This is a genomic window from Streptococcus sp. 27098_8_103, assembly GCF_041432345.1.
GTDB classification, from domain to species: Bacteria; Bacillota; Bacilli; order Lactobacillales; family Streptococcaceae; genus Streptococcus; species Streptococcus mitis_BV.
In genome coordinates, this window is sequence record NZ_JAPVZK010000007.1 from 20382 (window position 1) to 43653 (window position 23272).

General features: G+C 41.5%; 19 protein-coding genes. 12 read left to right on the forward strand and 7 right to left on the reverse strand.

The features are described from left to right. The first annotated feature begins 9 nt into the window (after positions 1-9). From ftsZ to ileS, 7 genes are all read left to right on the forward strand, one after another. Positions 10-1266, forward strand: coding sequence for a cell division protein FtsZ (ftsZ, locus tag O3599_RS03285; protein ID WP_045605920.1), 1257 nt, complete (start codon positions 10-12; stop codon positions 1264-1266). A 4-nt stretch (positions 1267-1270) separates the two neighbouring features. Next, entirely contained in the window at positions 1271-1942 is a 672-nt protein-coding gene (locus O3599_RS03290; protein ID WP_247947333.1) for a YggS family pyridoxal phosphate-dependent enzyme, read from the forward strand. A gap of 9 nt (positions 1943-1951) precedes the next feature. Beyond that, positions 1952-2485: a cell division protein SepF gene (locus O3599_RS03295; RefSeq protein ID WP_000053357.1), complete on the forward strand. Its 534-nt coding sequence runs from the start codon at positions 1952-1954 to the stop codon at positions 2483-2485. Beyond that, positions 2485-2748, forward strand: a complete 264-nt coding sequence (locus tag O3599_RS03300) for a YggT family protein (RefSeq protein ID WP_020903260.1) — start codon at positions 2485-2487, stop codon at positions 2746-2748. The genes O3599_RS03295 and O3599_RS03300 overlap by 1 nt, the downstream gene beginning before the upstream one ends. After that, positions 2745-3530 (forward strand): RNA-binding protein, encoded by a 786-nt coding sequence (locus O3599_RS03305; RefSeq protein ID WP_371511976.1) that lies wholly within the window; start codon positions 2745-2747, stop codon positions 3528-3530. The genes O3599_RS03300 and O3599_RS03305 overlap by 4 nt, the downstream gene beginning before the upstream one ends. Before the next feature lie 8 nt (positions 3531-3538). Continuing rightward, on the forward strand, positions 3539-4414 hold the full coding sequence (locus O3599_RS03310) for a DivIVA domain-containing protein (protein ID WP_371511978.1): 876 nt from the start codon (positions 3539-3541) through the stop codon (positions 4412-4414). A 251-nt stretch (positions 4415-4665) separates the two neighbouring features. After that, positions 4666-7458 carry an isoleucine--tRNA ligase gene (ileS, locus tag O3599_RS03315; protein WP_371511979.1) on the forward strand — a complete coding sequence of 931 codons (2793 nt, stop codon included), beginning with the start codon at positions 4666-4668 and terminating at the stop codon, positions 7456-7458. Positions 7459-7692: 234 nt separating this feature from the next. Here ileS and O3599_RS03320 read toward each other — a convergent pair whose 3' ends face one another. Beyond that, positions 7693-8484, reverse strand: a complete 792-nt coding sequence (locus O3599_RS03320; protein WP_371511981.1) for a DUF4037 domain-containing protein — start codon at positions 8482-8484, stop codon at positions 7693-7695. 228 nt (positions 8485-8712) lie between these two features. Here O3599_RS03320 and O3599_RS03325 point away from each other — a divergent pair, with 228 nt between their 5' ends. From O3599_RS03325 to O3599_RS03340, 4 genes are all read left to right on the forward strand, one after another. Continuing rightward, positions 8713-9405 carry a phosphoglycerate mutase gene (locus O3599_RS03325; RefSeq protein ID WP_000240129.1) on the forward strand — a complete coding sequence of 231 codons (693 nt, stop codon included), beginning with the start codon at positions 8713-8715 and terminating at the stop codon, positions 9403-9405. A 52-nt stretch (positions 9406-9457) separates the two neighbouring features. After that, positions 9458-11869 carry a glycoside hydrolase N-terminal domain-containing protein gene (locus tag O3599_RS03330; protein ID WP_371511983.1) on the forward strand — a complete coding sequence of 804 codons (2412 nt, stop codon included), beginning with the start codon at positions 9458-9460 and terminating at the stop codon, positions 11867-11869. Positions 11870-11999: 130 nt separating this feature from the next. Further along, entirely contained in the window at positions 12000-12701 is a 702-nt protein-coding gene (locus tag O3599_RS03335) for an ABC transporter ATP-binding protein (protein WP_371511985.1), read from the forward strand. A gap of 1 nt (position 12702) precedes the next feature. Continuing rightward, positions 12703-15411, forward strand: coding sequence for an FtsX-like permease family protein (locus O3599_RS03340; protein ID WP_371511987.1), 2709 nt, complete (start codon positions 12703-12705; stop codon positions 15409-15411). Positions 15412-15506: 95 nt separating this feature from the next. Here the strand turns inward: O3599_RS03340 and tpx are convergent, their stop codons facing one another. The 4 genes from tpx to O3599_RS03360 all read right to left on the reverse strand — a co-directional run bounded on the left by tpx (position 15507) and on the right by O3599_RS03360 (position 18755). Next, positions 15507-15998, reverse strand: a complete 492-nt coding sequence (gene tpx, locus O3599_RS03345) for a thiol peroxidase (protein WP_371511989.1) — start codon at positions 15996-15998, stop codon at positions 15507-15509. Between the two features lie 228 nt (positions 15999-16226). Then, the gene (locus O3599_RS03350; RefSeq protein ID WP_371511991.1) at positions 16227-17156 is read right to left on the reverse strand and encodes a metal ABC transporter substrate-binding lipoprotein; all 930 of its coding nucleotides are present in this window, start codon (positions 17154-17156) and stop codon (positions 16227-16229) included. Positions 17157-17187: 31 nt separating this feature from the next. After that, positions 17188-18036 carry a metal ABC transporter permease gene (locus O3599_RS03355; protein WP_000559776.1) on the reverse strand — a complete coding sequence of 283 codons (849 nt, stop codon included), beginning with the start codon at positions 18034-18036 and terminating at the stop codon, positions 17188-17190. After that, complete coding sequence (locus O3599_RS03360; RefSeq protein ID WP_000619165.1) at positions 18033-18755, reverse strand: metal ABC transporter ATP-binding protein; 723 nt, start codon at positions 18753-18755, stop codon at positions 18033-18035. Before O3599_RS03360 ends, O3599_RS03355 begins: the two co-directional genes overlap by 4 nt. A 177-nt stretch (positions 18756-18932) precedes the next feature. Between O3599_RS03360 and pepO the strand changes: the two genes are divergently transcribed. Next, the gene (gene pepO / locus O3599_RS03365) at positions 18933-20825 is read left to right on the forward strand and encodes an endopeptidase PepO (RefSeq protein WP_371511993.1); all 1893 of its coding nucleotides are present in this window, start codon (positions 18933-18935) and stop codon (positions 20823-20825) included. Between the two features lie 130 nt (positions 20826-20955). Here the strand turns inward: pepO and O3599_RS03370 are convergent, their stop codons facing one another. Beyond that, the gene (locus O3599_RS03370) at positions 20956-21585 is read right to left on the reverse strand and encodes an MBL fold metallo-hydrolase (protein ID WP_261048763.1); all 630 of its coding nucleotides are present in this window, start codon (positions 21583-21585) and stop codon (positions 20956-20958) included. Between the two features lie 255 nt (positions 21586-21840). Beyond that, positions 21841-23262, reverse strand: coding sequence for an N-acetylmuramoyl-L-alanine amidase (locus O3599_RS03375; RefSeq protein ID WP_261048762.1), 1422 nt, complete (start codon positions 23260-23262; stop codon positions 21841-21843). Positions 23263-23272: the final 10 nt, after the last annotated feature.

Consider the following 23272-nt stretch of genomic DNA (forward strand, 5'->3'; position numbering starts at 1 on the left):
AAATAAACTATGACATTTTCATTTGATACAGCAGCAGCTCAAGGTGCAGTTATTAAAGTAATCGGTGTTGGTGGAGGTGGCGGTAACGCCATTAACCGCATGGTTGACGAAGGTGTTGCAGGCGTAGAATTTATCGCAGCAAACACAGATGTACAAGCTTTGAGTAGTACAAAAGCTGAGACTGTAATTCAGTTAGGCCCTAAATTGACTCGTGGTTTGGGTGCTGGCGGTCGACCTGAAGTTGGTCAAAAGGCAGCTGAAGAAAGCGAAGAAGCCTTGACTCAAGCTATTACTGGAGCAGATATGGTCTTCATTACTGCAGGTATGGGAGGGGGCTCTGGTACTGGTGCAGCTCCTGTTATTGCCCGCATTGCTAAAGATTTAGGTGCTCTTACAGTTGGTGTTGTGACACGTCCTTTCGGTTTTGAAGGAAGCAAACGTGGTCAGTATGCTGTAGAAGGAATCAATCAACTTCGTGAGCATGTGGATACTCTATTGATTATTTCAAACAACAACTTGCTTGAAATTGTTGATAAGAAAACTCCACTTCTTGAAGCTCTTAGCGAAGCAGATAACGTACTTCGCCAAGGTGTTCAAGGGATTACGGACTTGATTACAAATCCTGGTTTGATTAATCTTGACTTTGCCGATGTGAAAACAGTTATGGCAAATAAAGGAAACGCCCTAATGGGTATCGGTATCGGTAGTGGTGAAGAACGTGTGGTAGAAGCAGCTCGTAAGGCAATCTACTCACCACTTCTTGAAACAACTATTGACGGTGCTGAGGATGTTATCGTCAACGTTACTGGTGGTCTTGATTTGACTTTGATTGAAGCAGAAGAAGCTTCAGAAATTGTCAACCAAGCAGCTGGTCAAGGAGTGAACATCTGGCTCGGAACATCTATCGATGAAAACATGAAAGATGAAATTCGTGTGACAGTCGTTGCAACTGGTGTTCGTCAAGATCGTGTTGAAAAAGTTGTGGGCCATGCACCAAGACAAGCTGTCCGTCATGAACAAGCAAGTCCTAATCATGCACACAATCATAATCGTCAGTTTGATATGGCTGAAACTGCAGAAATTCCAAGTCCAGCGCCTCGTCGCACAGAAACTTCTCAAACTTCAGCATTTGGTGATTGGGACTTGCGTCGTGAGACAATTGTTCGACCAACTGATTCAGTGGTATCACCAGTTGAACGTTTCGAAGCGCCATCTTTACACGATGAGGATGAATTAGACACTCCTCCATTTTTCAAAAATCGTTAAGTAAATGAATTTGAAAGAAAATACAGAACGTGTTTTTCAACAAGTAAAAGATGCAAGTCAGCAGTCAGGAAGAGAAGCCAATTCTGTTTCGGTTGTTGCTGTTACAAAATATGTAGACGTACCGACAGCGGAGGCTTTGCTTCCGCTAGGTGTGCATCATATTGGTGAAAATCGTGTGGATAAATTTCTTGAGAAATATGAAGCTTTAAAAGATAGAAATATTACCTGGCATTTGATTGGAACCTTGCAAAGACGCAAGGTCAAAGATGTCATTCAGTATGTTGATTATTTCCATGCTTTGGATTCATTAAAGCTAGCAGAGGAAATTCAAAAAAGAAGTGACCGAGTTGTTAAGTGTTTCTTACAAGTAAATATCTCAAGGGAAGAGAGCAAACATGGTTTTTCAAGGGAAGAACTACTGGAGCTCTTGCCAGAATTGGCCACCTTAGATAAAATTGAATATGTCGGCTTGATGACCATGGCTCCTTTTGAAGCTAGTAGTGATGAGTTGAAAGAAATTTTTAAAGCTACGCAGGATTTGCAACTAGAAATTAGAGAAAAACAAATTCCCAATATGCCAATGACGGACTTGAGTATGGGTATGAGTCGTGACTACAAGGAAGCGATTGAATTTGGCTCAACCTTTGTCAGAATTGGTACAGCATTTTTTAAATAGGAAAGAAATATGTCTTTAAAAGATAGATTTGATAAATTTATAGATTATTTTACAGAAGATGGAGAAGATGTTGGTACTACATATCAGCCTAAAGCTGAAGAGCCGATTGTGACTCCAGTCCCTTCTGTTCAAGAGTTGCCTCAACAAGCTGGTAGCACGCCATCTAAAGATAAAAACATCACTCGTCTTCATGCCCGTCAACAAGAGTTGGCTATGCAAAGTCAACGTTCTACTGATAAGGTGACAATTGATGTTCGTTATCCACGTAAATACGAAGATGCCACAGATATTGTTGATTTATTAGCTGGCAACGAAAGTATTTTGATTGATTTCCAATATATGACAGAAGTTCAAGCTCGTCGTTGTTTGGACTATCTGGATGGGGCGCGCCATGTTTTAGCTGGTAACATGAAAAAGGTAGCATCTACTATGTACCTGCTGACACCAGTTGATGTTGTCGTCAATATTGAAGACATCAAAATTCCAGATGAATCACAAAATGGTGAATTTGGCTTTGATATGAAACGTACGAGAGTGAGATAATGATCTTTCTCATTCGTTTTGTTCAAAATGCAGTGGATATCTATTCACTGATTTTAATCATTTTTGCTCTGATGTCTTGGTTTCCCAATGCTTATGAATCACGTCTTGGACGCTTGATTATTAGTTTAGTGAAACCGATAGTAGCTCCCTTGCAACGTTTACCCCTCCAGATTGCAGGTCTTGACTTGTCTGTCTGGATTGCGGTATTACTAGTTCACTTCCTAGGGGAGCAGTTGATTCGACTTTTAGTAATCTTTCTATGAACAAGATGATTTATCAACACTTTTCTAAGAATGATTCGTCTTTTATTGATAAGGGAGTAGAATGGATAAAAAAGGTAGAAGATTCTTATTCTCCTTTTTTAACACCCTTTATAAATCCCCATCAAGAAAAGATTTTAAAGGTTCTAGCATCGACCAACGGCATCTCCTATATGAGCAGTCGGCAGTTTCTTGAAACTGAATATGTACGGGTACTCCTGTATCCTGATTATTTTGAGCCGGAATTCTCTGATTTTGAACTATCCTTGCAAGAAATAGTCTATCCTAATAAGTTTGAACGCCTAACACATGCGAAAATATTAGGGACTGTTTTAAATCAGCTGGGAATTGATAGGAAGCTATTTGGTGATATCTTAGTCAACGAAGAGAGAGCACAGATTATCATTAATCGACAGTTTACTCTCCTTTTTCAAGACGGCATTACGAAAATTGCTCGTTTACCGGTTCGTCTAGAAGAACGGCATTTTACTGAGAGAATTGCTACAGTAGAAGATTATCAAGAATTAGATATTTGTATTGCTAGTTCTAGATTAGATGTTTTTCTGGCAGGTGTCTTCAAGCTGTCTAGAAATCAGGCAAGTCAGTTAATTGAAAAACAGGCAGTCCAAGTTAATTATCATTTAGTTGAAAAATCAGATTATGCAGTTCAAGTTGGTGATTTGATTAGTGTTAGGAAATTTGGTCGATTGAAACTCGTTAGAGATAATGGGCAAACAAAAAAAGATAAAAAGAAATTAACGGTCCAATTGTTATTAAGTAAGTGAGGAAAAATATGCCAATTACATCGTTAGAAATCAAAGATAAAACTTTTAGCACACGCTTCAGAGGGTTTGATCAAGAAGAAGTAGATGAATTTTTAGATATTGTAGTCCGTGATTATGAAGATTTGGTTCGCTCTAATCATGATAAGGATTTACATATTAAGAGTTTGGAAGAGCGTTTGTCTTACTTTGATGAGATGAAAGATTCATTGAGCCAGTCTGTATTGATTGCACAAGATACAGCAGAGCGAGTAAAACAAGCTGCAACGGAACGTTCAAATAATATTATCCAACAAGCAGAGCAAGATGCCCAACGTTTGTTGGAAGAAGCTAAGTATAAGGCAAATGAAATTCTTCGTCAAGCAACTGACAATGCTAAGAAAGTTGCTGTCGAAACTGAAGAATTGAAGAACAAGAGCCGTGTCTTCCATCAACGTCTTAAATCTACAATTGAGAGCCAGTTAGCAATTGTTGAATCTTCAGATTGGGAGGATATTCTTCGCCCAACAGCGACTTATCTTCAGACAAGTGATGAGGCCTTCAAAGAAGTAGTCAGCGAAGTCTTAGGTGACTCTGTCTTGCAACAACATCCAGAGGAAGAACCAATTGATATTACTCGCCAGTTTTCTCCCGAGGAAATGGCAGAGTTGCAAGCGCGTATCGAAGCGGCTAATAAGGAACTTGCAGAAGCCGAAGCAAGAGCTGAGCAAGAACAAGTGGTTTCACCAGCTCCGGTTGTTGAAGAAAGTCCGGCTCATCCAGTTGGTCCAATGTATGAAGAGCCAGAAATAGCTCCAAGCCATTACTCAGGACCAACACCAGCTACTGAAGCTGTAAACTCAGAACCAGGTTTTGCGGCACCGCAAGAATCTGTTACAATTTTATAAGAAATAATCTGAGAACAATATCTTATCCTTATATTTCCAGCGAGCAGGAGATGGTGTGAGTCCTGTAATCCCTAATGATAAGATTATCCTCTCAAAAACTCAAGTCTGAAGCTAGTAAGATTTGACGTTCCCCACGTTACGGGATAAGAGGAAAAAAGCTGAGTCTTTTTTCGAATAAAGGTGGTACCACGATTTTCGTCCTTTTTGGAAGTCGTGGTTTTTAATTTGTTATTATTTATAAAGGAGATACCATGAAACTCAAAGATACCCTTAACCTTGGGAAAACAGCTTTCCCAATGCGTGCAGGCCTTCCTACCAAAGAGCCAGTTTGGCAAAAGGAATGGGAAGATGCAAAACTTTACCAACGTCGTCAAGAATTGAACCAAGGAAAACCTCATTTCACCCTGCATGATGGCCCTCCATACGCGAACGGAAATATCCACGTTGGACACGCTATGAATAAGATTTCAAAAGATATCATTGTTCGTTCAAAATCAATGTCAGGTTTTTACGCACCATTTATCCCAGGTTGGGATACACATGGTCTGCCAATCGAGCAAGTTTTGGCAAAACAAGGTATCAAACGTAAAGAAATGGACTTGGTTGAGTACTTGAAACTTTGCCGTGAATATGCTCTTTCTCAAGTAGATAAACAACGCGAAGACTTCAAACGTTTGGGTGTTTCTGGTGACTGGGAAAATCCATATGTGACTTTGACTCCTGATTATGAAGCAGCTCAAATCCGTGTATTTGGTGAGATGGCTAATAAAGGTTACATCTACCGTGGTGCTAAACCAGTTTACTGGTCTTGGTCATCTGAGTCGGCTCTTGCTGAAGCGGAGATTGAATACCATGATTTGGTTTCAACTTCCCTTTACTATGCCAACAAGGTAAAAAATGGTAAAGGTGTTCTAGATACAGATACTTATATCGTAGTCTGGACAACAACTCCATTTACCATCACAGCTTCTCGTGGTTTGACTGTTGGTGCAGATATTGATTACGTTTTGGTTCAACCTGCTGGTGAAACTCGTAAGTTTGTGGTTGCTGCAGAATTATTGACTAGCTTGTCTGAGAAATTTGGCTGGGCTGATGTTCAAGTTTTGGCAACTTACCGTGGTCAAGAATTGAATCATATCGTCACAGAACACCCATGGGATACAGCTGTAGATGAATTGGTTATCCTTGGTGACCACGTTACGACTGATTCTGGTACAGGTATCGTCCACACAGCCCCTGGTTTTGGTGAGGATGACTACAATGTCGGTATTGCTAATGGTCTTGAAGTCGCAGTGACTGTTGACGAACGTGGTATCATGATGAAGAATGCTGGTCCTGAGTTTGAAGGTCAATTCTATGAAAAGGTAGTTCCAACTGTTATTGAAAAACTTGGTAACCTCCTTCTTGCCCAAGAAGAAATCTCTCACTCATACCCATTTGACTGGCGTACTAAGAAACCAATCATCTGGCGTGCAGTACCACAATGGTTTGCCTCAGTTTCTAAATTCCGCCAAGAAATCTTAGATGAAATTGAAAAAGTGAAATTCCACTCAGAATGGGGTAAAGTCCGTCTTTACAATATGATTCGTGACCGTGGCGACTGGGTTATCTCTCGTCAACGTGCTTGGGGTGTTCCGCTTCCAATTTTCTACGCTGAAGATGGTACAGCGATCATGACTGCTGAAACGATTGAACATGTGGCTCAACTCTTTGAGGAACATGGTTCAAGCATTTGGTGGGAACGTGATGCCAAAGACCTTTTACCAGAAGGATTTACTCATCCAGGTTCACCAAACGGCGAGTTCAAAAAAGAAACTGATATCATGGACGTTTGGTTTGACTCAGGTTCATCATGGAATGGAGTGGTAGTAAACCGTCCTGAGTTGACTTACCCAGCAGACCTTTACCTAGAAGGTTCTGACCAGTACCGTGGTTGGTTTAACTCATCACTCATCACATCTGTTGCCAATCATGGCGTAGCACCTTACAAACAAATCTTGTCACAAGGTTTTGCCCTTGATGGTAAAGGTGAGAAGATGTCTAAATCTCTTGGAAATACCATTGCTCCAAGCGATGTTGAAAAACAATTTGGTGCGGAAATCTTGCGTCTCTGGGTAACAAGTGTGGACTCAAGCAATGACGTGCGTATTTCTATGGATATCTTGAGCCAAGTCTCTGAAACTTACCGTAAGATTCGTAATACCCTTCGTTTCTTGATTGCCAATACATCTGACTTTAACCCAGCTCAAGATACAGTAGCTTACGATGAGCTTCGTTCAGTTGATAAGTACATGACTATTCGCTTTAACCAGCTTGTCAAGACCATTCGTGATGCTTATGCTAACTTTGAATTCTTGACAATCTACAAGGCCTTGGTGAACTTTATCAACGTTGACTTGTCAGCCTTTTACCTTGATTTTGCCAAAGATGTTGTTTACATCGAAGGTGCAAAATCACTGGAACGCCGTCAAATGCAGACTGTCTTCTATGACATTCTTGTGAAAATCACTAAACTCTTGACACCAATCCTTCCTCATACAGCAGAGGAAATCTGGTCATATCTTGAGTTTGAAGCTGAAGACTTTGTTCAATTGTCAGAATTGCCAGAAGCAGAAACTTTTGCTAGTCAAGAAGAAATCTTGGATACATGGGCTGCCTTCATGGACTTCCGTGGACAAGCTCAAAAAGCCTTGGAAGAAGCTCGTAATGCAAAAGTTATCGGTAAATCACTTGAAGCTCACTTGACAGTTTATCCAAACGAAGTTGTGAAAACTCTACTCGAAGCAGTAAACAGCAATGTAGCTCAACTTTTGATCGTGTCTGACTTGACCATTGCAGAAGAACCAGCTCCGGAAAATGCTGTGAGCTTTGAAGATGTAGCTTTCACTGTTGAACGCGCTGCAGGCCAAGTATGTGACCGTTGCCGTCGCATCGATCCAACAACAGCAGAACGTAGCTACCACGCAGTCATCTGTGACCACTGTGCAAGCATCGTAGAAGAAAACTTTGCGGAAGCAGTCGCAGAAGGATTTGAAGCGAAATAAGTTGAAAAGTCTAGGGAAAACTCAATTTGAGAAGAAAAGACAACTAGTCTTATAGTCTATAAAACGCATTGTATCAAGGTTTTGAATATCTGATATGATGCGTTTTTATAATGTTTGAAGTTTATTGTCGTTTTCTTGTCTCAATTAGCCTTACATCGTTGTATATTGTTGAATTTCAAAAAGCTCATGAATCATCTGAAAAGTAGATTTCATGAGCTTTTATTTGTTGGCATTCTAAAGGGATTCATCAATCAAGTGTTTAAGATTTGATAGGAGATGCTCCAAAGTTAGGATTGTTTTCTGTTGGTTAGCTAGTTGGTAGAGATTTTGAAAGTAGTCTTGGATATCGTTCTCAAAATTTTGAGGTAGATGAGAGCAATTGTTTTTTGCGAACTGGAGCATGCGTTTTTCTCCTGGATGGAGTTGCTCATTGAAGGCAAAGAGCAAATCGAAATAAGAAGCGAAAAACTCGCTACTGCGGTGATTGATACTGAGTAAGTCTTGGCGTTTGAGAGCTTTTTTGATTTGTCTTGAAAAAGCTGGCATAGCTTGGTCGAGAAGCAGGAATTGCTTGTTGATGATATTCTTTTTCAGCTCAGCTGGATAAGGAAGATTGTACTTTTTCTGGAGGGCAGCATAGTGACCATCTCGATCGTAGAGAATCTTGCTGTTGAGTAGATTGTACCACATACAAGTAGTGTAAGAATTCTGGGCTTGGTGCTCTAAAACTACGGCTTGTAAATCTTTGTCAAATTCGTCTAGAGAGCGGTAAATCAGCTCGATTTCGATACCATTATTGAGAACACAATCGTCTTCCAATTCCCAAAATTGATTACCGATTTCCATATAGGAGCAGTATTTACTGAGAATTTCTTTTCGGATGTCTGGAGAGAGGGGAGCACTGAGGTAGACATATACATCATAGTCAGAGTCTTTGTCAAAATCTTGTCCAGCCCGTGATCCTCCTAGAGCTAGTGCCTCTACTTGCTCTAGTTGAGCCAATTCTTTAAAGAGATGTTGTGGCATAATGTTAACCTTCTTTATTTTTTGACATCATTCTAACAAAAAGTAAGGAGACTAGCAAGAGTGAAATGGAAATTTCTTTCTACATATTTACTGATATTTGTTCAAAGCAATTCAACTGCCAAACAGTCCTTTCCTTTTTGGTTTTGACTAGCTTTTTTGTGAAAAATTGTGTAAAATAGAATAGATAAACGAGGGGAACCTCGGAAAATTTAAAGGAGAATCCATCTAATGGTAAAATTGGTTTTTGCTCGCCACGGTGAGTCTGAATGGAACAAAGCTAACCTTTTCACTGGTTGGGCTGATGTTGATTTGTCTGAAAAAGGTACACAACAAGCGATTGACGCTGGTAAATTGATCAAAGAAGCTGGTATCGAATTTGACCAAGCTTACACTTCAGTATTGAAACGTGCGATTAAAACAACTAACTTGGCTCTTGAAGCTTCTGATCAATTGTGGGTTCCAGTTGAAAAATCATGGCGTTTGAACGAACGTCACTACGGTGGTTTGACTGGTAAAAACAAAGCTGAAGCTGCTGAACAATTTGGTGATGAGCAAGTTCACATCTGGCGTCGTTCATACGATGTATTGCCTCCAAACATGGACCGTGATGATGAGCACTCAGCTCACACAGACCGTCGTTACGCTTCACTTGACGACTCAGTTATTCCAGATGCTGAAAACTTGAAAGTGACTTTGGAACGTGCCCTTCCATTCTGGGAAGATAAAATCGCTCCAGCTCTTAAAGATGGTAAAAACGTATTCGTAGGAGCTCACGGTAACTCAATCCGTGCCCTTGTAAAACACATCAAAGGTTTGTCAGATGACGAAATCATGGACGTGGAAATCCCTAACTTCCCACCATTGGTATTCGAATTCGACGAAAAATTGAATGTAGTTTCTGAATATTACCTTGGAAAATAAAAAATTGTAAGTCTAGAATTGATTTCTAGGCTTTTTATGTTAGTATGGTAGTATGATAAGGAATAAAAAACAAGATTATGTACTGATCTACAAGCAACCAGCTTCAAGCACTTACAAGGGTTGGGAAGAAGAGGCCTTACCGATAGGCAATGGTTCTTTAGGGGCTAAAGTTTTTGGGCTTATAGGGGCTGAGCGGATTCAATTTAATGAGAAAAGTCTCTGGTCTGGTGGTCCACTTCCTGATAGTTCAGATTATCAGGGTGGAAATCTTCAGGACCAGTATGGTTTTTTAGCTGAAATTCGGCAGGCTTTGGAAAAGAGGGATTACAATACAGCTAAGGAATTGGCTGAACAGCACCTGATCGGGCCCCAAACGAGTCAATATGGGACCTATCTGTCCTTTGGAGATATTTTCATTGAGTTCAGCCGGCAAGGTAAGACTTTGTCTCAGGTGACGGATTACCAGAGACAGCTGAATATCAGTAAGGCACTTGCGACGACTTCTTATGTACATAAAGGGACTATGTTTAAACGAGAAGCCTTTGCGAGTTTTCCAGATGATCTCTTGATTCAGCATTTTACTAAGGAAGGGGCGGAAACTCTAGATTTTACTATAGAACTGACCTTGACAAATGATTTGGCTTCTGATGGAAAGTATGAGCAGAAAAAATCTGATTACAAGGAATGCCAGCTGGATATCACTGATTCTCATATCTTGATGAGGGGACGGGTTCAGGATAATGATCTTCAGTTTGCTGGCTGTCTCGCTTGGCAAACGGATGGTGATATTAGAGTCTGGTCGGATAAGGTTCAGATATCAGGAGCTAGTTATGCCAACCTTTTCTTAGCTGCTAAGACGGATTTTGCCCAAAATCCTGCTAGCAATTATCGCAAGAAAATAGATTTAGAGCAGCAAGTAAAGGACTTGGTGGAGACAGCTAGAGAAAAGGGCTATGACCAATTGAAATCCAGGCATATTCAGGACTACCAAGCTTTATTCCAGCGTGTTCAATTGGATTTTGGAGCTGAGGTTGACGCCTCTACTACAGATGATTTGTTAAGAAATTATAAGCCACAAGAAGGGCAGGCTTTGGAGGAGCTGTTCTTCCAGTATGGACGGTATTTATTGATTAGTTCTTCCAGAGATTGCCCAGATGCTCTACCAGCTAACCTACAGGGAGTCTGGAATGCGGTCGACAATCCTTCTTGGAATTCGGACTATCACCTGAATATCAACTTGCAGATGAATTATTGGCCAGCCTATGTGACTAACCTCTTAGAAACGGCCTTTCCGGTCATCAACTATATCGATGATTTGCGTGTCTATGGTCGCCTAGCGGCTGTAAGGTATGCAGGAATCGTCTCTCAGAAAGGTGAGGAGAATGGTTGGCTGGTTCATACGCAAGCGACTCCCTTTGGCTGGACGGCACCTGGTTGGGATTACTATTGGGGCTGGTCGCCAGCTGCCAATGCGTGGATGATGCAAACGGTTTATGAGGCCTACTCATTTTACAGGGACCAAGACTATCTCAGGGAGAAAATTTATCCCATGTTGAGGGAAACGGTTCGTTTTTGGAATGCCTTTTTACATAAGGATCAGGAGGCCCAGCGTTGGGTGTCTTCTCCGTCTTACTCACCAGAACATGGTCCGATTTCGATTGGCAATACCTATGACCAATCTTTGATTTGGCAATTATTCCATGATTTTATTCAGGCTACTCAAGAATTAGGGCTGGATGCGGATTTGTTGACTGAAGTCAAAGAAAAATTTGATTTACTAAATCCTCTGCAAATCACTCAATCTGGTCGAATCAGGGAGTGGTATGAGGAGGAAGAGCAGCATTTTCAAAATGAGAAAGTGGAGGCCCAACATCGTCACGCTTCCCATCTAGTGGGACTCTATCCTGGAACTCTCTTTAGTCATAAGGGGCAAGACTATCTTGATGCGGCACGTGCTAGCCTCAATGATCGTGGAGATGACGGCACAGGCTGGTCCAAGGCTAATAAGATCAATCTTTGGGCGCGTCTAGGAGATGGCAATCGAGCCCATAAATTATTAGCAGAGCAGTTAAAGTCATCCACCTTGCCAAATCTTTGGTGTAGCCATCCTCCTTTTCAGATAGATGGTAATTTTGGTGCTAGCAGTGGCATGGCAGAAATGTTACTCCAGTCTCATGCAGCTTATCTGGTACCTCTAGCCGCCCTACCCGATGCATGGTCAACAGGTTCCGTTTCAGGCTTAATGGCACGTGGACATTTTGAAGTTAGTATGAGCTGGGAGGATAAAAAACTTTTACAGTTGAGCATTTTATCAAGAATCGGAGGAAATTTGCGAGTCTCTTATCCATGTATTGAAAAAAGTGTGGTTGAAGTGAATAAAGAAAAAATAAAAGCGAAATGCATGGGGAAAGATTGTATTTCAGTGGCGACAGCAGAAGGTGATCTTGTTCAATTTTATTTTTAAGAAGGTGATAGAAGGCAGTAGTTTGAGACTGCCTTTTGATAAAGATTTGAGAATGTAAGCAGTTTCCAACTAGTTGAAAAAGCGTTATAATGGTAATATGAAGTAATTTGTTTGAGAGAGGGTGGGTCTGATGGCTTATATTGAAATGAAACACTGTTACAAGCGTTATCAGATTGGGGACACGGAGATTGTGGCCAATCGTGATGTGAATTTTGAAATTGAAAAAGGGGAGCTGGTGATTATCCTTGGTGCGTCAGGTGCTGGTAAGTCAACAGTTCTTAACCTTCTTGGAGGCATGGATACTAATGATGAAGGGGAAATCTGGATTGATGGTGCCAATATTGCAGATTATAGTTCCCATCAGAGGACCAATTATCGTAGAAATGATGTTGGTTTTGTTTTTCAGTTTTATAATCTAGTTTCCAATCTAACCGCTAAGGAAAATGTGGAGTTGGCTTCAGAAATCGTGACAGATGCCTTGAATCCTGAACAGGTCTTGACAGATGTAGGTCTGGCTCATCGTCTCAATAACTTTCCAGCCCAGCTTTCTGGAGGGGAGCAACAGCGAGTCTCCATTGCACGCGCGGTAGCCAAAAATCCTAAAATTCTCCTTTGTGACGAACCGACAGGTGCCTTGGATTATCAGACAGGTAAGCAAGTCTTGAAGATTCTCCAAGATATGTCTCGTCAAAAGGGAGCGACGGTGATTATCGTGACTCATAATGGAGCTTTGGCTCCCATTGCTGATCGCGTGATTCATATGCACGATGCCAGTGTCAAGGATGTGGTGATCAACCAGCATCCTCAGGATATCGACAGTTTGGAGTACTAGCATGATCAAGCGAAAAACCTATTGGAAAGACTTAATTCAGTCCTTCACAGCCTCCAAGGGGCGTTTTTTATCCATCTTAACCTTGATGATGTTAGGGTCTCTAGCCCTAGTAGGCCTCAAAGTGACTAGCCCCAACATGGAGGCGACAGCTAATGCTTATTTAACAACTACTCAAACCTTGGATTTGGCAGTCATGTCTAACTATGGTTTGGATCAAGCAGATCAAGAAGAACTAGAACAGACCCAGGGCGCAGAGGTTGAGTTTGGCTATTTGACAGATGTGACTATGGAGAATGGGCAGAATGCCATTCGGCTGTACTCCAAACCAGAGAGAATTTCAACCTTTCAGCTAAGAGAGGGACGACTTCCTCAGTCCGACAAGGAAATCGCTTTGGCCACTCATTTGCAAGGCAAATACAGCGTGGGACAGGAGATTAGTTTTAAAGAAAAAGAAGAGGGTCATTCCTCTTTAAAAGACCATACTTATACCATTACTGGTTTTGTGGATTCAGCTGAAATCCTCTCCCAGCGAGATATGGGCTACGCAGGAAGCGGAAGTGGGACTCTGACAGCCTATGGGGTGATTTTACTTAGTCAGTTTGATCAGAAAGTCTACAATATAGCTCGTTTAAAATATCAAGATTTGTCAGGTTTAAATGCTTTTTCAGCAACTTATGAAGAAAAATCCAAACAGCATCAGGAAGACCTAGAACAAGCTTTGTCAGATAATGGCAAGGCACGTCTGCAAGTGTTGAAAAAAGAAGGACAAGAGTCTCTAGACAAAGGCAAAGAAACCCTTGATAAGGCTGAGACTAATTTGCAGGAAGGCAAGCGTCGTTTAGCAGTTGCTCAAGCTCGTTTACAGGCTCAGGAAAGTCAACTAGCCTTGCTTCCTCAAGCCCAGAGAGAGCAAGCTAGTTCTCAACTTACCCAAGCTAAGCAGGAATTGAGCAAGGAAGAGGACAAACTAAAGCAAGCTAAACAGAATCTAGCTCAAGAAAAGGAAAAATTAGAAAAACATCAGCAAGTATTGGATGATTTGGCTGAGCCCAAGTATCAAGTCTATAATCGTCAGACCATGCCTGGCGGTCAGGGCTACCTCATGTACAGCAATGCTTCAGCCAGTATTCGGGCAGTGGGCAATATCTTTCCTGTAGTGCTTTATGCCGTAGCAGCTATGGTGACCTTTACAACCATGACTCGTTTTGTGGATGAAGAGCGAACTCATGCAGGGATTTTTAAGGCCTTGGGCTATCGTAGTAAGGATATTATCGTCAAGTTTCTCCTCTACGGTCTAGTAGCTGGGACTGTAGGAACAGCTCTAGGTAGCATACTTGGACATTATTTACTAGCAGGTGTGATTTCAAGTGTCATTACAAAAGGCATGGTGGTGGGAGAAACCCAGATTCAGTTCTATTGGACCTATAGCTTACTGGCTCTTGTCTTGAGTTGGTTGGCGAGTGTGCTACCAGCCTACTTGGTAGCTCGTAGGGAACTTCATGACGAAGCAGCCCAGCTTTTATTGCCTAAACCTCCTGTTAAAGGAGCTGAAATCTTACTAGAGCGCATCGGTTTTATCTGGCGTCGTCTCAGTTTTACCCATAAAGTAACAGCCCGTAATATCTTCCGTTATAAACAGCGGATGTTGATGACGATCTTTGGTGTGGCGGGTTCAGTCGCTCTGCTTTTTGCAGGTTTGGGAATCCAATCCTCTGTAGCAGGAGTTCCGTCTAGACAGTTTCAACAAATCCAACAGTATCAAATGATTATTTCTGTAAATCCTAGTGCGACCAATCAGGATAAGGTAAATCTAGAAGAAGTGTTGAAAGGTCAGGCTATTCAAGCCTACCAGAAAATTTATTCTAAGACGCTAGACAAGGATTTCAAAGGCAAGGCTGGCCTTCAGACCATAACTCTTATGATGACAGAGAAGGAGGATTTGACACCCTTTATCCATCTGCAAAATCATCAGCAGGAGCTGACATTAAAAGATGGCGTCGTTATTACAGCTAAACTTGCCCAGCTGGCAGATGTCAAGGTTGGGCAGACTTTGGAAATTGAAGGTAAGGAGCTAAAGGTTGCTGCCATTGCTGAGAACTATGTTGGTCACTTTATTTATATGAGTCAGGCTAGCTATGAGCAAATTTACGGGCAGCTGCCCCAAGCCAACACTTATCTGGTTAGGCTAAAGGATTCTAGTGCGACTAGTATCGAAAGGCAGGCAGGCTTGCTTATGAATCAAGCTGCGGTGTCTAGCGTCGTCCAGAATGCTTCAGCCATTCGACTCTTTGACTCGGTCGCAAGTTCACTCAATCAGACCATGACCATCTTGGTCATTGTATCGGTTCTGTTGGCTATTGTTATCCTCTATAATTTGACCAATATCAACGTGGCTGAAAGAATCCGTGAACTCTCCACTATCAAGGTTCTCGGTTTTCATAATAATGAAGTCACTCTCTACATTTACCGTGAGACGATTGTGCTGTCCCTTGTGGGAATCGTACTTGGTTTGGTATCAGGTTTCTATTTACACCAATTTTTGATTCAAATGATTTCGCCTGCGACTATTCTCTTTTATCCGCAGGTAGGTTGGGAGGTCTACGTAATCCCAGTGGTAGCAGTAAGCACTATTTTGACCCTGCTTGGTTTCTTTGTCAATCGTCATCTGAGAAAAGTTGATATGTTAGAAGCCTTGAAATCTGTAGAGTAAGGTAGTTGTTTTTAGCAGCTTGAACTTATATTTACTCGTAAACAAAAATCCTCCGTTTCAAAGAGAAGGGAAATCTTTGTGACAGAGGATTTTTTCTATAGGGCTTTAGCAGCTGCAATTGCGGCTTCGAAGTTTGGTTCAGAATTGATATTGTCCACGTATTCAACGTAGCGAATAGTATTGTCAGTATCGAGGACAAAGACTGCGCGTGCCAATAGGTGCCACTCATTGATTAAGAGGGCATAATCACGTCCAAAGGACTGGTCGAAATAGTCCGAGAGCATGATGGCATTTTCAATACCTTCAGCACCACACCAACGTTTTTGGGCAAATGGTAGGTCCATTGAAACAGTCAAGACAACCGTATTATCCAGTCCAGCCAGTTCTTCATTAAAACGACGGGTTTGAGTTGAGCAGATACCTGTATCGATAGAAGGCACGACACTCAAAACTTTTTTCTTCCCATCAAAATCAGATAGAGATTTTTTAGAAAGATCAGTTGTAGTGAGAGAAAAATCAAGTGCCTTGTCACCGACTTGTAGTTGTTTACCTGTAAAGCTAACAGGATTTCCGAGGAAAGTTACCATAAGATACTCCAATCTTTTTTCTTCCATTTTAGCTGAAACAGTCGGAATTTTCCAATGATTTGACCGGAAATATGAGCATAGAAAAAACGTCAATTCGGAAAAGAATGACGTTTTTCAGAGGCTTATACTCAATGAAAATCAAAGAGCAAACTAGGAAGCTAGCCACAGGCTGTACTTGAGTACGGCAAGGCGACGCTGACGTGGTTTGAATTTGATTTTCGAAGAGTATTATTTTGCCAATCCTTCAGCAATCTTATCAAGGTTGTATTTCATCATGTTGTAGTAGCTGTCGCCTTCTTTACCTTGTTCTGCGATAGAGTCAGTAAAGATTTGTGCGTAGATTGGGATGTTTGTGTCTTGAGAAACAGTTTTCATTGGACGGTCATCCACGCTTGATTCTACAAAGAGTGAAGGAGTTTTTGTTTGGCGAAGTTTTTCAACCAAGGTCTTGATTTGGTCAGGTGTTCCTTCTTCTTCAGTGTTGATTTCCCAGATGTAGGCACTTGGGACACCATAGGCTTTAGAGAAGTATTTGAAGCATCCTTCGCTGGTTACGATAAGTTTTTTCTCAGAAGGGATGTTGTTAAATTTCTCCTTAGCTTCCTTATCAAGCTTGTCTAGTTTTTCAGTATATTCTTTGAGATTTTTTTCGTAGAATTCCTTATTGCTAGGGTCTTTGGCGCTCAATTGTTTTGCGATATTTTTAGCAAAAATCATACCGTTTTCAAGGTTAAGCCAAGCGTGTGGGTCTTCTTTGCCTTTTTCGTTTTGACCTTCAAGGTAGATAACATCAACGCCTTCGCTGACTGCAAAGTAGTCTTTGTTTTCAGTCTTCTTGGCATTTTCTACCAATTTGCTAAACCAGGCATTGCCACCTGTTTCAAGGTTGATACCGTTATAGAAAATGAGGTCAGCCTCAGAAGTTTTCTTAACATCTTCAGGAAGTGGTTCGTATTCGTGTGGGTCTTGACCAACAGGAACGATACTGTGAAGATCAATCTTGTCACCTGCAATATTTTTAGTAATATCAGCGATGATTGAGTTTGTAGCAACAACTTTTAGTTTTTGACCAGAAGCTGCATCTTTTTTTCCGCTAGCACATGCTACAAGAGCAATGACGGAAATAAAGAGAACGAGTAATGTACCTAATTTTTTCATTAGATCCTCCAATTTATTGGGGTTTTGCCCCTTATTTTAACAAATGTTTATTTTTCAGTTTCAAATATCGTTGTTTTGGAGCGATAAAGAAGCTAATGAGAAAGAAACTAGCGGCTGTGAGCACGATACTAGAACCTGCCGCAACGTTAAAGCTATAGCCGATAAAGAGCCCCAAAACTGAAGCTGTGGCTCCAAAGGTTGAGGAAAGGAAAATCATGCTTTTTAGGCTATTAGCATACAGATAAGCAGTTGCAGCTGGGGTGATCAGCATGGCTACAATCAGGATAGTTCCGACACTTTGCATGGCTGTCACAGACACGAGAGTTAGAAGTACCATGAGAAGGTAGTGATAGAAATTGACAGGCATTCCCATGGCTTTAGCCAAGAGTTCATCAAAGGAAGTTATCAAGAGTTGCTTGAAGAAAATCCAGATTAACAAGAGAATGGCTGCTCCTACACCCATAGTAATAAACATATCCGTATCTTGGACGGCCAAGATATTACCAAAAAGGATATGGAAAAGGTCAGTTGAACTTTTAGCGACACTAATCAAGATGATACCGAGGGCTAAGAAAGAAGAAAAGGTAATGCCGATGGCGGTATCGCTTTTGATAATCGAGTTTCCCTTGATGTAGGTAATGATGATAGCAGCTAGTAGTCCAAAGACAATGGCTCCGATAAAGAAGTCAAGGCCCAAGATAAAGGAGAGGGCTACACCTGGCAAGACAGCATGTGAAATGGCATCTCCCATGAGTGACATCCCGCGTAGGATGATGAAACATCCCACAGCTCCAGCTACGACCCCGATGACAATGGCTGTTATCAAGGCATTTTGTAGGAAATGGAATTTTTGTAATCCATCGATAAATTCTGCAATCATAGGTCACCTCCACTGAAAAAGAGTCGATTACCGTAAGCTTCTTTAAGATTGGCTTCGGTAAAGGTTTCTTTGGTTGGACCAAAGGCAATCACTTCTCGATTGACAAGCAAGACTTGATCGAAGTAGTGGGGAACCTTGCTGAGGTCGTGGTGGACGATGAGAACCGTCTTCCCAGCTTTTTTCAGATCTCTCAGCGTATTCATGATGATTTCCTCACTGACAGAGTCAATCCCAACAAAGGGTTCATCCAAGAGGATATAGTCAGCTTCCTGCACCAAACATCTGGCAATCAAGACCCGCTGGAACTGACCTCCAGATAGTTGACTGATTTGACGTTCAGCGTAGTCAGCTAGACCGACGATTTCAAGGGCCTCTTGCACTTTCTTCCAATGTTTAGCATTTAAACTGCGAAAGAGAGGGATAGAGGGAAAGAGTCCTAGCGAGACACATTCCTTAACCTTGATGGGAAAGTTGTAGTCGATATTGATTTTTTGTTCGACATAAGCGATTCGATGTAAGGATTTTTTAACTTCCTTGTCATCGAGAAATGCCTGACCTTGATGTGGGATAATTCCCAGCATCCCTTTTAATAATGTTGATTTCCCAGCACCGTTTGGACCAATGATACCGGTAATTGTTGGTCCTTGGAGCACTAGTGAAATATCCTTAAGTGCCAACGTTTCTTTGTAGGAGACACTGAGGTTTTCGATACGTATCATACAGTTGTATTCCTCCTGCCTCTTAATATACATTAAAAAAAAAATTAAGTCAAGTTAATTTTTGAAAAAATTAAAATAATAACTGAAAAACAATAGAAAATATCAGTTCATTTTTAATTGCATTCCCAAGTAATTTTTGTTAAGCTAAAAGCAAGTACAAATGAAAGCGAGAACAAGATGACACGTTATCAAGACGATTTTTATGATGCAATCAATGGGGAATGGCAGAAAACAGCTGAAATCCCAGCAGATAAGTCTCAAACTGGAGGTTTTGTTGATTTAGACCAGGAAATTGAAGACCTGATGCTGGCGACAACAGACAAGTGGTTGGCAGGAGAAGAGGTGCCTGAGGATGCTATTTTGGTAAACTTTGTCAAATACCACCGCCTAGTTCGTGATTTTGACAAGAGAGAAGCTGACGGTATCACACCTGTTTTGCCTCTTCTTAAGGAGTTCCAAGAATTGGAGACTTTTGCAGATTTTACAGCTAAACTAGCAGAGTTTGAGCTTGCTGGCAAACCTAATTTCCTTCCTTTTGGTGTATCACCAGACTTTATGGATGCCAGAATCAACGTTTTGTGGGCTAGCGCTCCAAGCACGATTTTGCCAGATACGACCTACTATGCAGAAGACCATCCTCAGCGTGAAGAGCTCTTGACTCTTTGGAAAGAAAGCAGCGCAAATCTCCTCAAGGCTTATGATTTCTCTGATGTAGAAATTGAAGACTTGCTAGAGAAAAGACTAGAATTGGACCGCCGAATTGCGGCAGTAGTGCTTTCTAATGAAGAAAGTTCAGAGTATGCTAAACTCTACCACCCATATGCTTACGAAGATTTCAAGAAATTCGCACCTGCCCTACCTTTGGATGACTTCTTCCAAGCCGTTCTTGGACAAGTGCCAGACAAGGTTATCGTGGACGAGGAACGTTTCTGGCAAGCAGCAGATCAATTCTATAGTGAAGAGGCCTGGCCTCTCCTTAAGGCAACTTTAATTTTAAGTGTTGTTAATCTCTCAACCAGTTATTTAACAGAAGAAATTCGTGTCTTGTCAGGTGCCTATAGCCGTGCTCTTTCAGGAGTTCCAGAAGCCAAAGACAAGGTCAAGGCAGCTTATCAACTAGCACAAGGGCCTTTCAAACAAGCCTTGGGTCTCTGGTATGCCCATGAAAAATTCTCTCCAGAAGCTAAGGCAGACGTAGAGAAAAAAGTGGCAACCATGATTGATGTCTATAAGGAACGCTTGGCTAAAAATGACTGGCTGACTCCTGAAACTCGTGACAAGGCCATCGTCAAACTCAATGTCATCAAGCCTTATATCGGTTACCCTGAAGAATTACCAGAACGCTACAAGGACAAGGTAGTGGATGAAAATGCTAGTCTTTTTGATAATGCTCTAGCCTTTGCGCGTGTGGAAATCAAGCACAGTTGGAGCAAGTGGAACCAACCTGTAGACTACAAAGAATGGGGTATGCCTGCTCATATGGTCAATGCCTACTATAATCCCCAGAAGAACCTGATTGTCTTTCCAGCGGCTATTTTACAAGCACCTTTCTATGACTTGCATCAGTCATCTTCTGCTAACTACGGTGGTATTGGGGCAGTTATTGCCCATGAAATTTCTCACGCCTTTGATACCAACGGAGCTTCCTTTGATGAAAATGGTAGCCTCAAGGATTGGTGGACAGAGAGTGACTATGCTGCCTTCAAGGAGAAAACACAAAAAGTCATTGACCAGTTTGATGGACAGGATTCTTATGGAGCAACCATCAACGGTAAATTGACTGTGTCAGAAAACGTGGCTGACTTGGGAGGAATCGCTGCAGCGCTTGAAGCAGCCAAGAGAGAACCAGACTTCTCAGCAGAAGACTTCTTCTACAACTTCGGTCGCATCTGGCGCATGAAAGGTCGCCCAGAATTTATGAAACTTTTAGCTAGTGTCGATGTGCATGCGCCAGCCAAACTCCGTGTCAATGTACAAGTACCAAACTTCGATGATTTCTTTACAACCTATGATGTCAAAGAAGGAGACGGTATGTGGCGTTCACCAGAAGAGCGCGTGATTATTTGGTAAGTAATGCAAAGAAGGAAGTAATTAGAAAAAGGCATCCAATCAGGTGTGAAAACTTGATTGGATGCCTTTTATAATAGAAAGACTTGCTGGATAGTTTACTTAAATTGCGATATTGATTGTCATCATCTTACTAAAAAAAAGGATTGAAGGTCTTTTCATGAGCAATAGTCGTAGCTGGACCATGTCCTGGATAAACATCGTAGTTTGGTAGGGTGAAGAGTTGGGTCTGGATACTATGAAGGAGTTGCTCCATGCTACCAGTCGGAAGATCCGTTCGTCCGATGGTTTCACGGAAAAGAGCATCTCCTGTCAAGACTAGGTGAGCATCAGGAAAGACGATAGAAACACCACCGATAGAGTGCCCTGGTGTTGGCAAGACAGTAAAACGAAATTCCTCTAATTGATATTCCTCATGAAAGACAAAGGTGTGTTCTGCAGGTTTTGCGACCACATCTGCCATATCATCGTGGCGTGGAAGCCCAGAGAGATTATCGACAGGAGTATAGAGCCAGCTAGCTTCACTCTCTGCGATATAGACAGGAGGATTGCCAAAAGTTTCGCGAACCAAGTCCAGACTCATGATATGGTCATAATGGGCGTGGGTCAAGAGAATAGCACAGATCGGTTTATTGATCTTCTCGATGGTCTGACGAATGGCTTCCCAATGGCTACCAGGATCGACAACGATGAGGTGCTTTTCTCCTTCTAGGTAATAGGTATTTTCATAGGCAACAGGATTTACGGTTTTATGGATTTTCATATTGGCTCCAATCTCAAAGAATGTACTAATACTCTTCGAAAATCTCTTCAAACCGCGTCAACTTTATCTACAACCTCAAAGCGGTGCTTTGAGCAACCTGCGGCTAGTTTCCTAGTTTGCTCTTTGATTTTCATTGAGTATAAATTAAGTATAGCACAGTTGGGGAGAATAAGCTGGAAAAGGAAATAGGTCTAGAAAGAAGAAGATGGTTTGGATAAAAAATAAGCCTCGAGTTAGTTCGAGGCTTAAACTGTTTTAATTACCAGCATAATATTTTTGGATTCCCTTGATAATCCCTTCAACTAGTTTATCTTGGTAGTCACTGCTGCGGATTTTTTGGTTTTCTTCTGGATTATCCATATATCCCATTTCTAGCAAAACAGCTGGTTTAGCTGTTTCACGGAGGACAGCAAAGGTTGCTTGCAAGAGCCCAGCATCTCTAGCTCCAGTTTCAGCTAGCAGTGAAGAATGGATATCGGCTGCGAGACGATTACTTTCACTCATCCGTTCAGGATTGTTATGCCAATCTTTGTTAATCTTGCTAGGGAAACCAGGTTCATCCTTGTAAGAATAGGTCTGGATACCAAGATTAACGGTCGTATCATTCCCTTTTGCATTGAAATGAAGGCTAATGAAAAAGTCAGCATTGGTCTTGTTGACCATACGAGAACGCTCGGTAATAAAATCAACGTCTATATCACTATCTCGAGAGGTGAGAACGGTATAGCCGAGTCCTTCTAGTCGTTTACGTAGCTTACGATAAACTTGTAGGTTCAATTCTTTTTCAGCTATGCCATAGTAATAAGCCCCGCGATCCTTACCACCGTGTCCTGGATCGAGAAAGATGGTTTTAGAGTATTGTCCTTTTTGAAAACCTTGTGCTAATTCACGAACCCATTTTCCATTTCCTTGGAAGAGCTGGTTTTTACCATCTACAGCATAGGTTCCTGTAACATACACACCATCGTCCTTAAGATAGTACCAAGCTTGATAGTCTGGGTCATAAATCCATTCCTTATGGGCCATGTAGCCACCAGATTTAAGGTAGTAGGAACCAATCCATTGTTTTTGGGCATAGCGTCCGCCAGATTTGAGGTAAAACCAACTAGAGTAGCTTTGGTCGTAGACCCATTCCCTATCTGCCATAGCACCACTGGATTTGAGGTAGTAATCGCCTTTCCAGACATTGGCCAACATTCTACCATAGCCATCAAAAGCATACCACTTGCCATTGATTTGGCTCCATTGGTTGGATAAATATTTACCTGAACCATTGATATAGTACCAATTATTGCCCATTTGGTACCAGCTGTTTTCAAGCAAGTAGCCATGACTATCAAAGAAATAACCATCATAGAGGGTATCTGTAAATTTAACCCCAGTTTGACTATAAAAAGTCCACTTGTTCCCCTCTTTTACCCAGCCAGTTTGTATAGGTTGATTGGGTTTGGTTTCTGTGAAAAGAGAAGGTTTGCTTTCTTGCTCACTTGAACTAGCTGTGCTCGACGAAGTTTCTGTACTAGCTTGAGAATTGCTAGTAGAAGTATTTGTTGAGCTACTAGTTGAACTAGTCATAGGGGCAGTAGTAGAATGACTCGTATCATTAGCCAAAACGACTTGGTTTGTTAGTCCAAGAAAAGCTAAAGCTAAAAGTGTCAGTCTTTTGTGTGATTTCATGTTGTTTGCC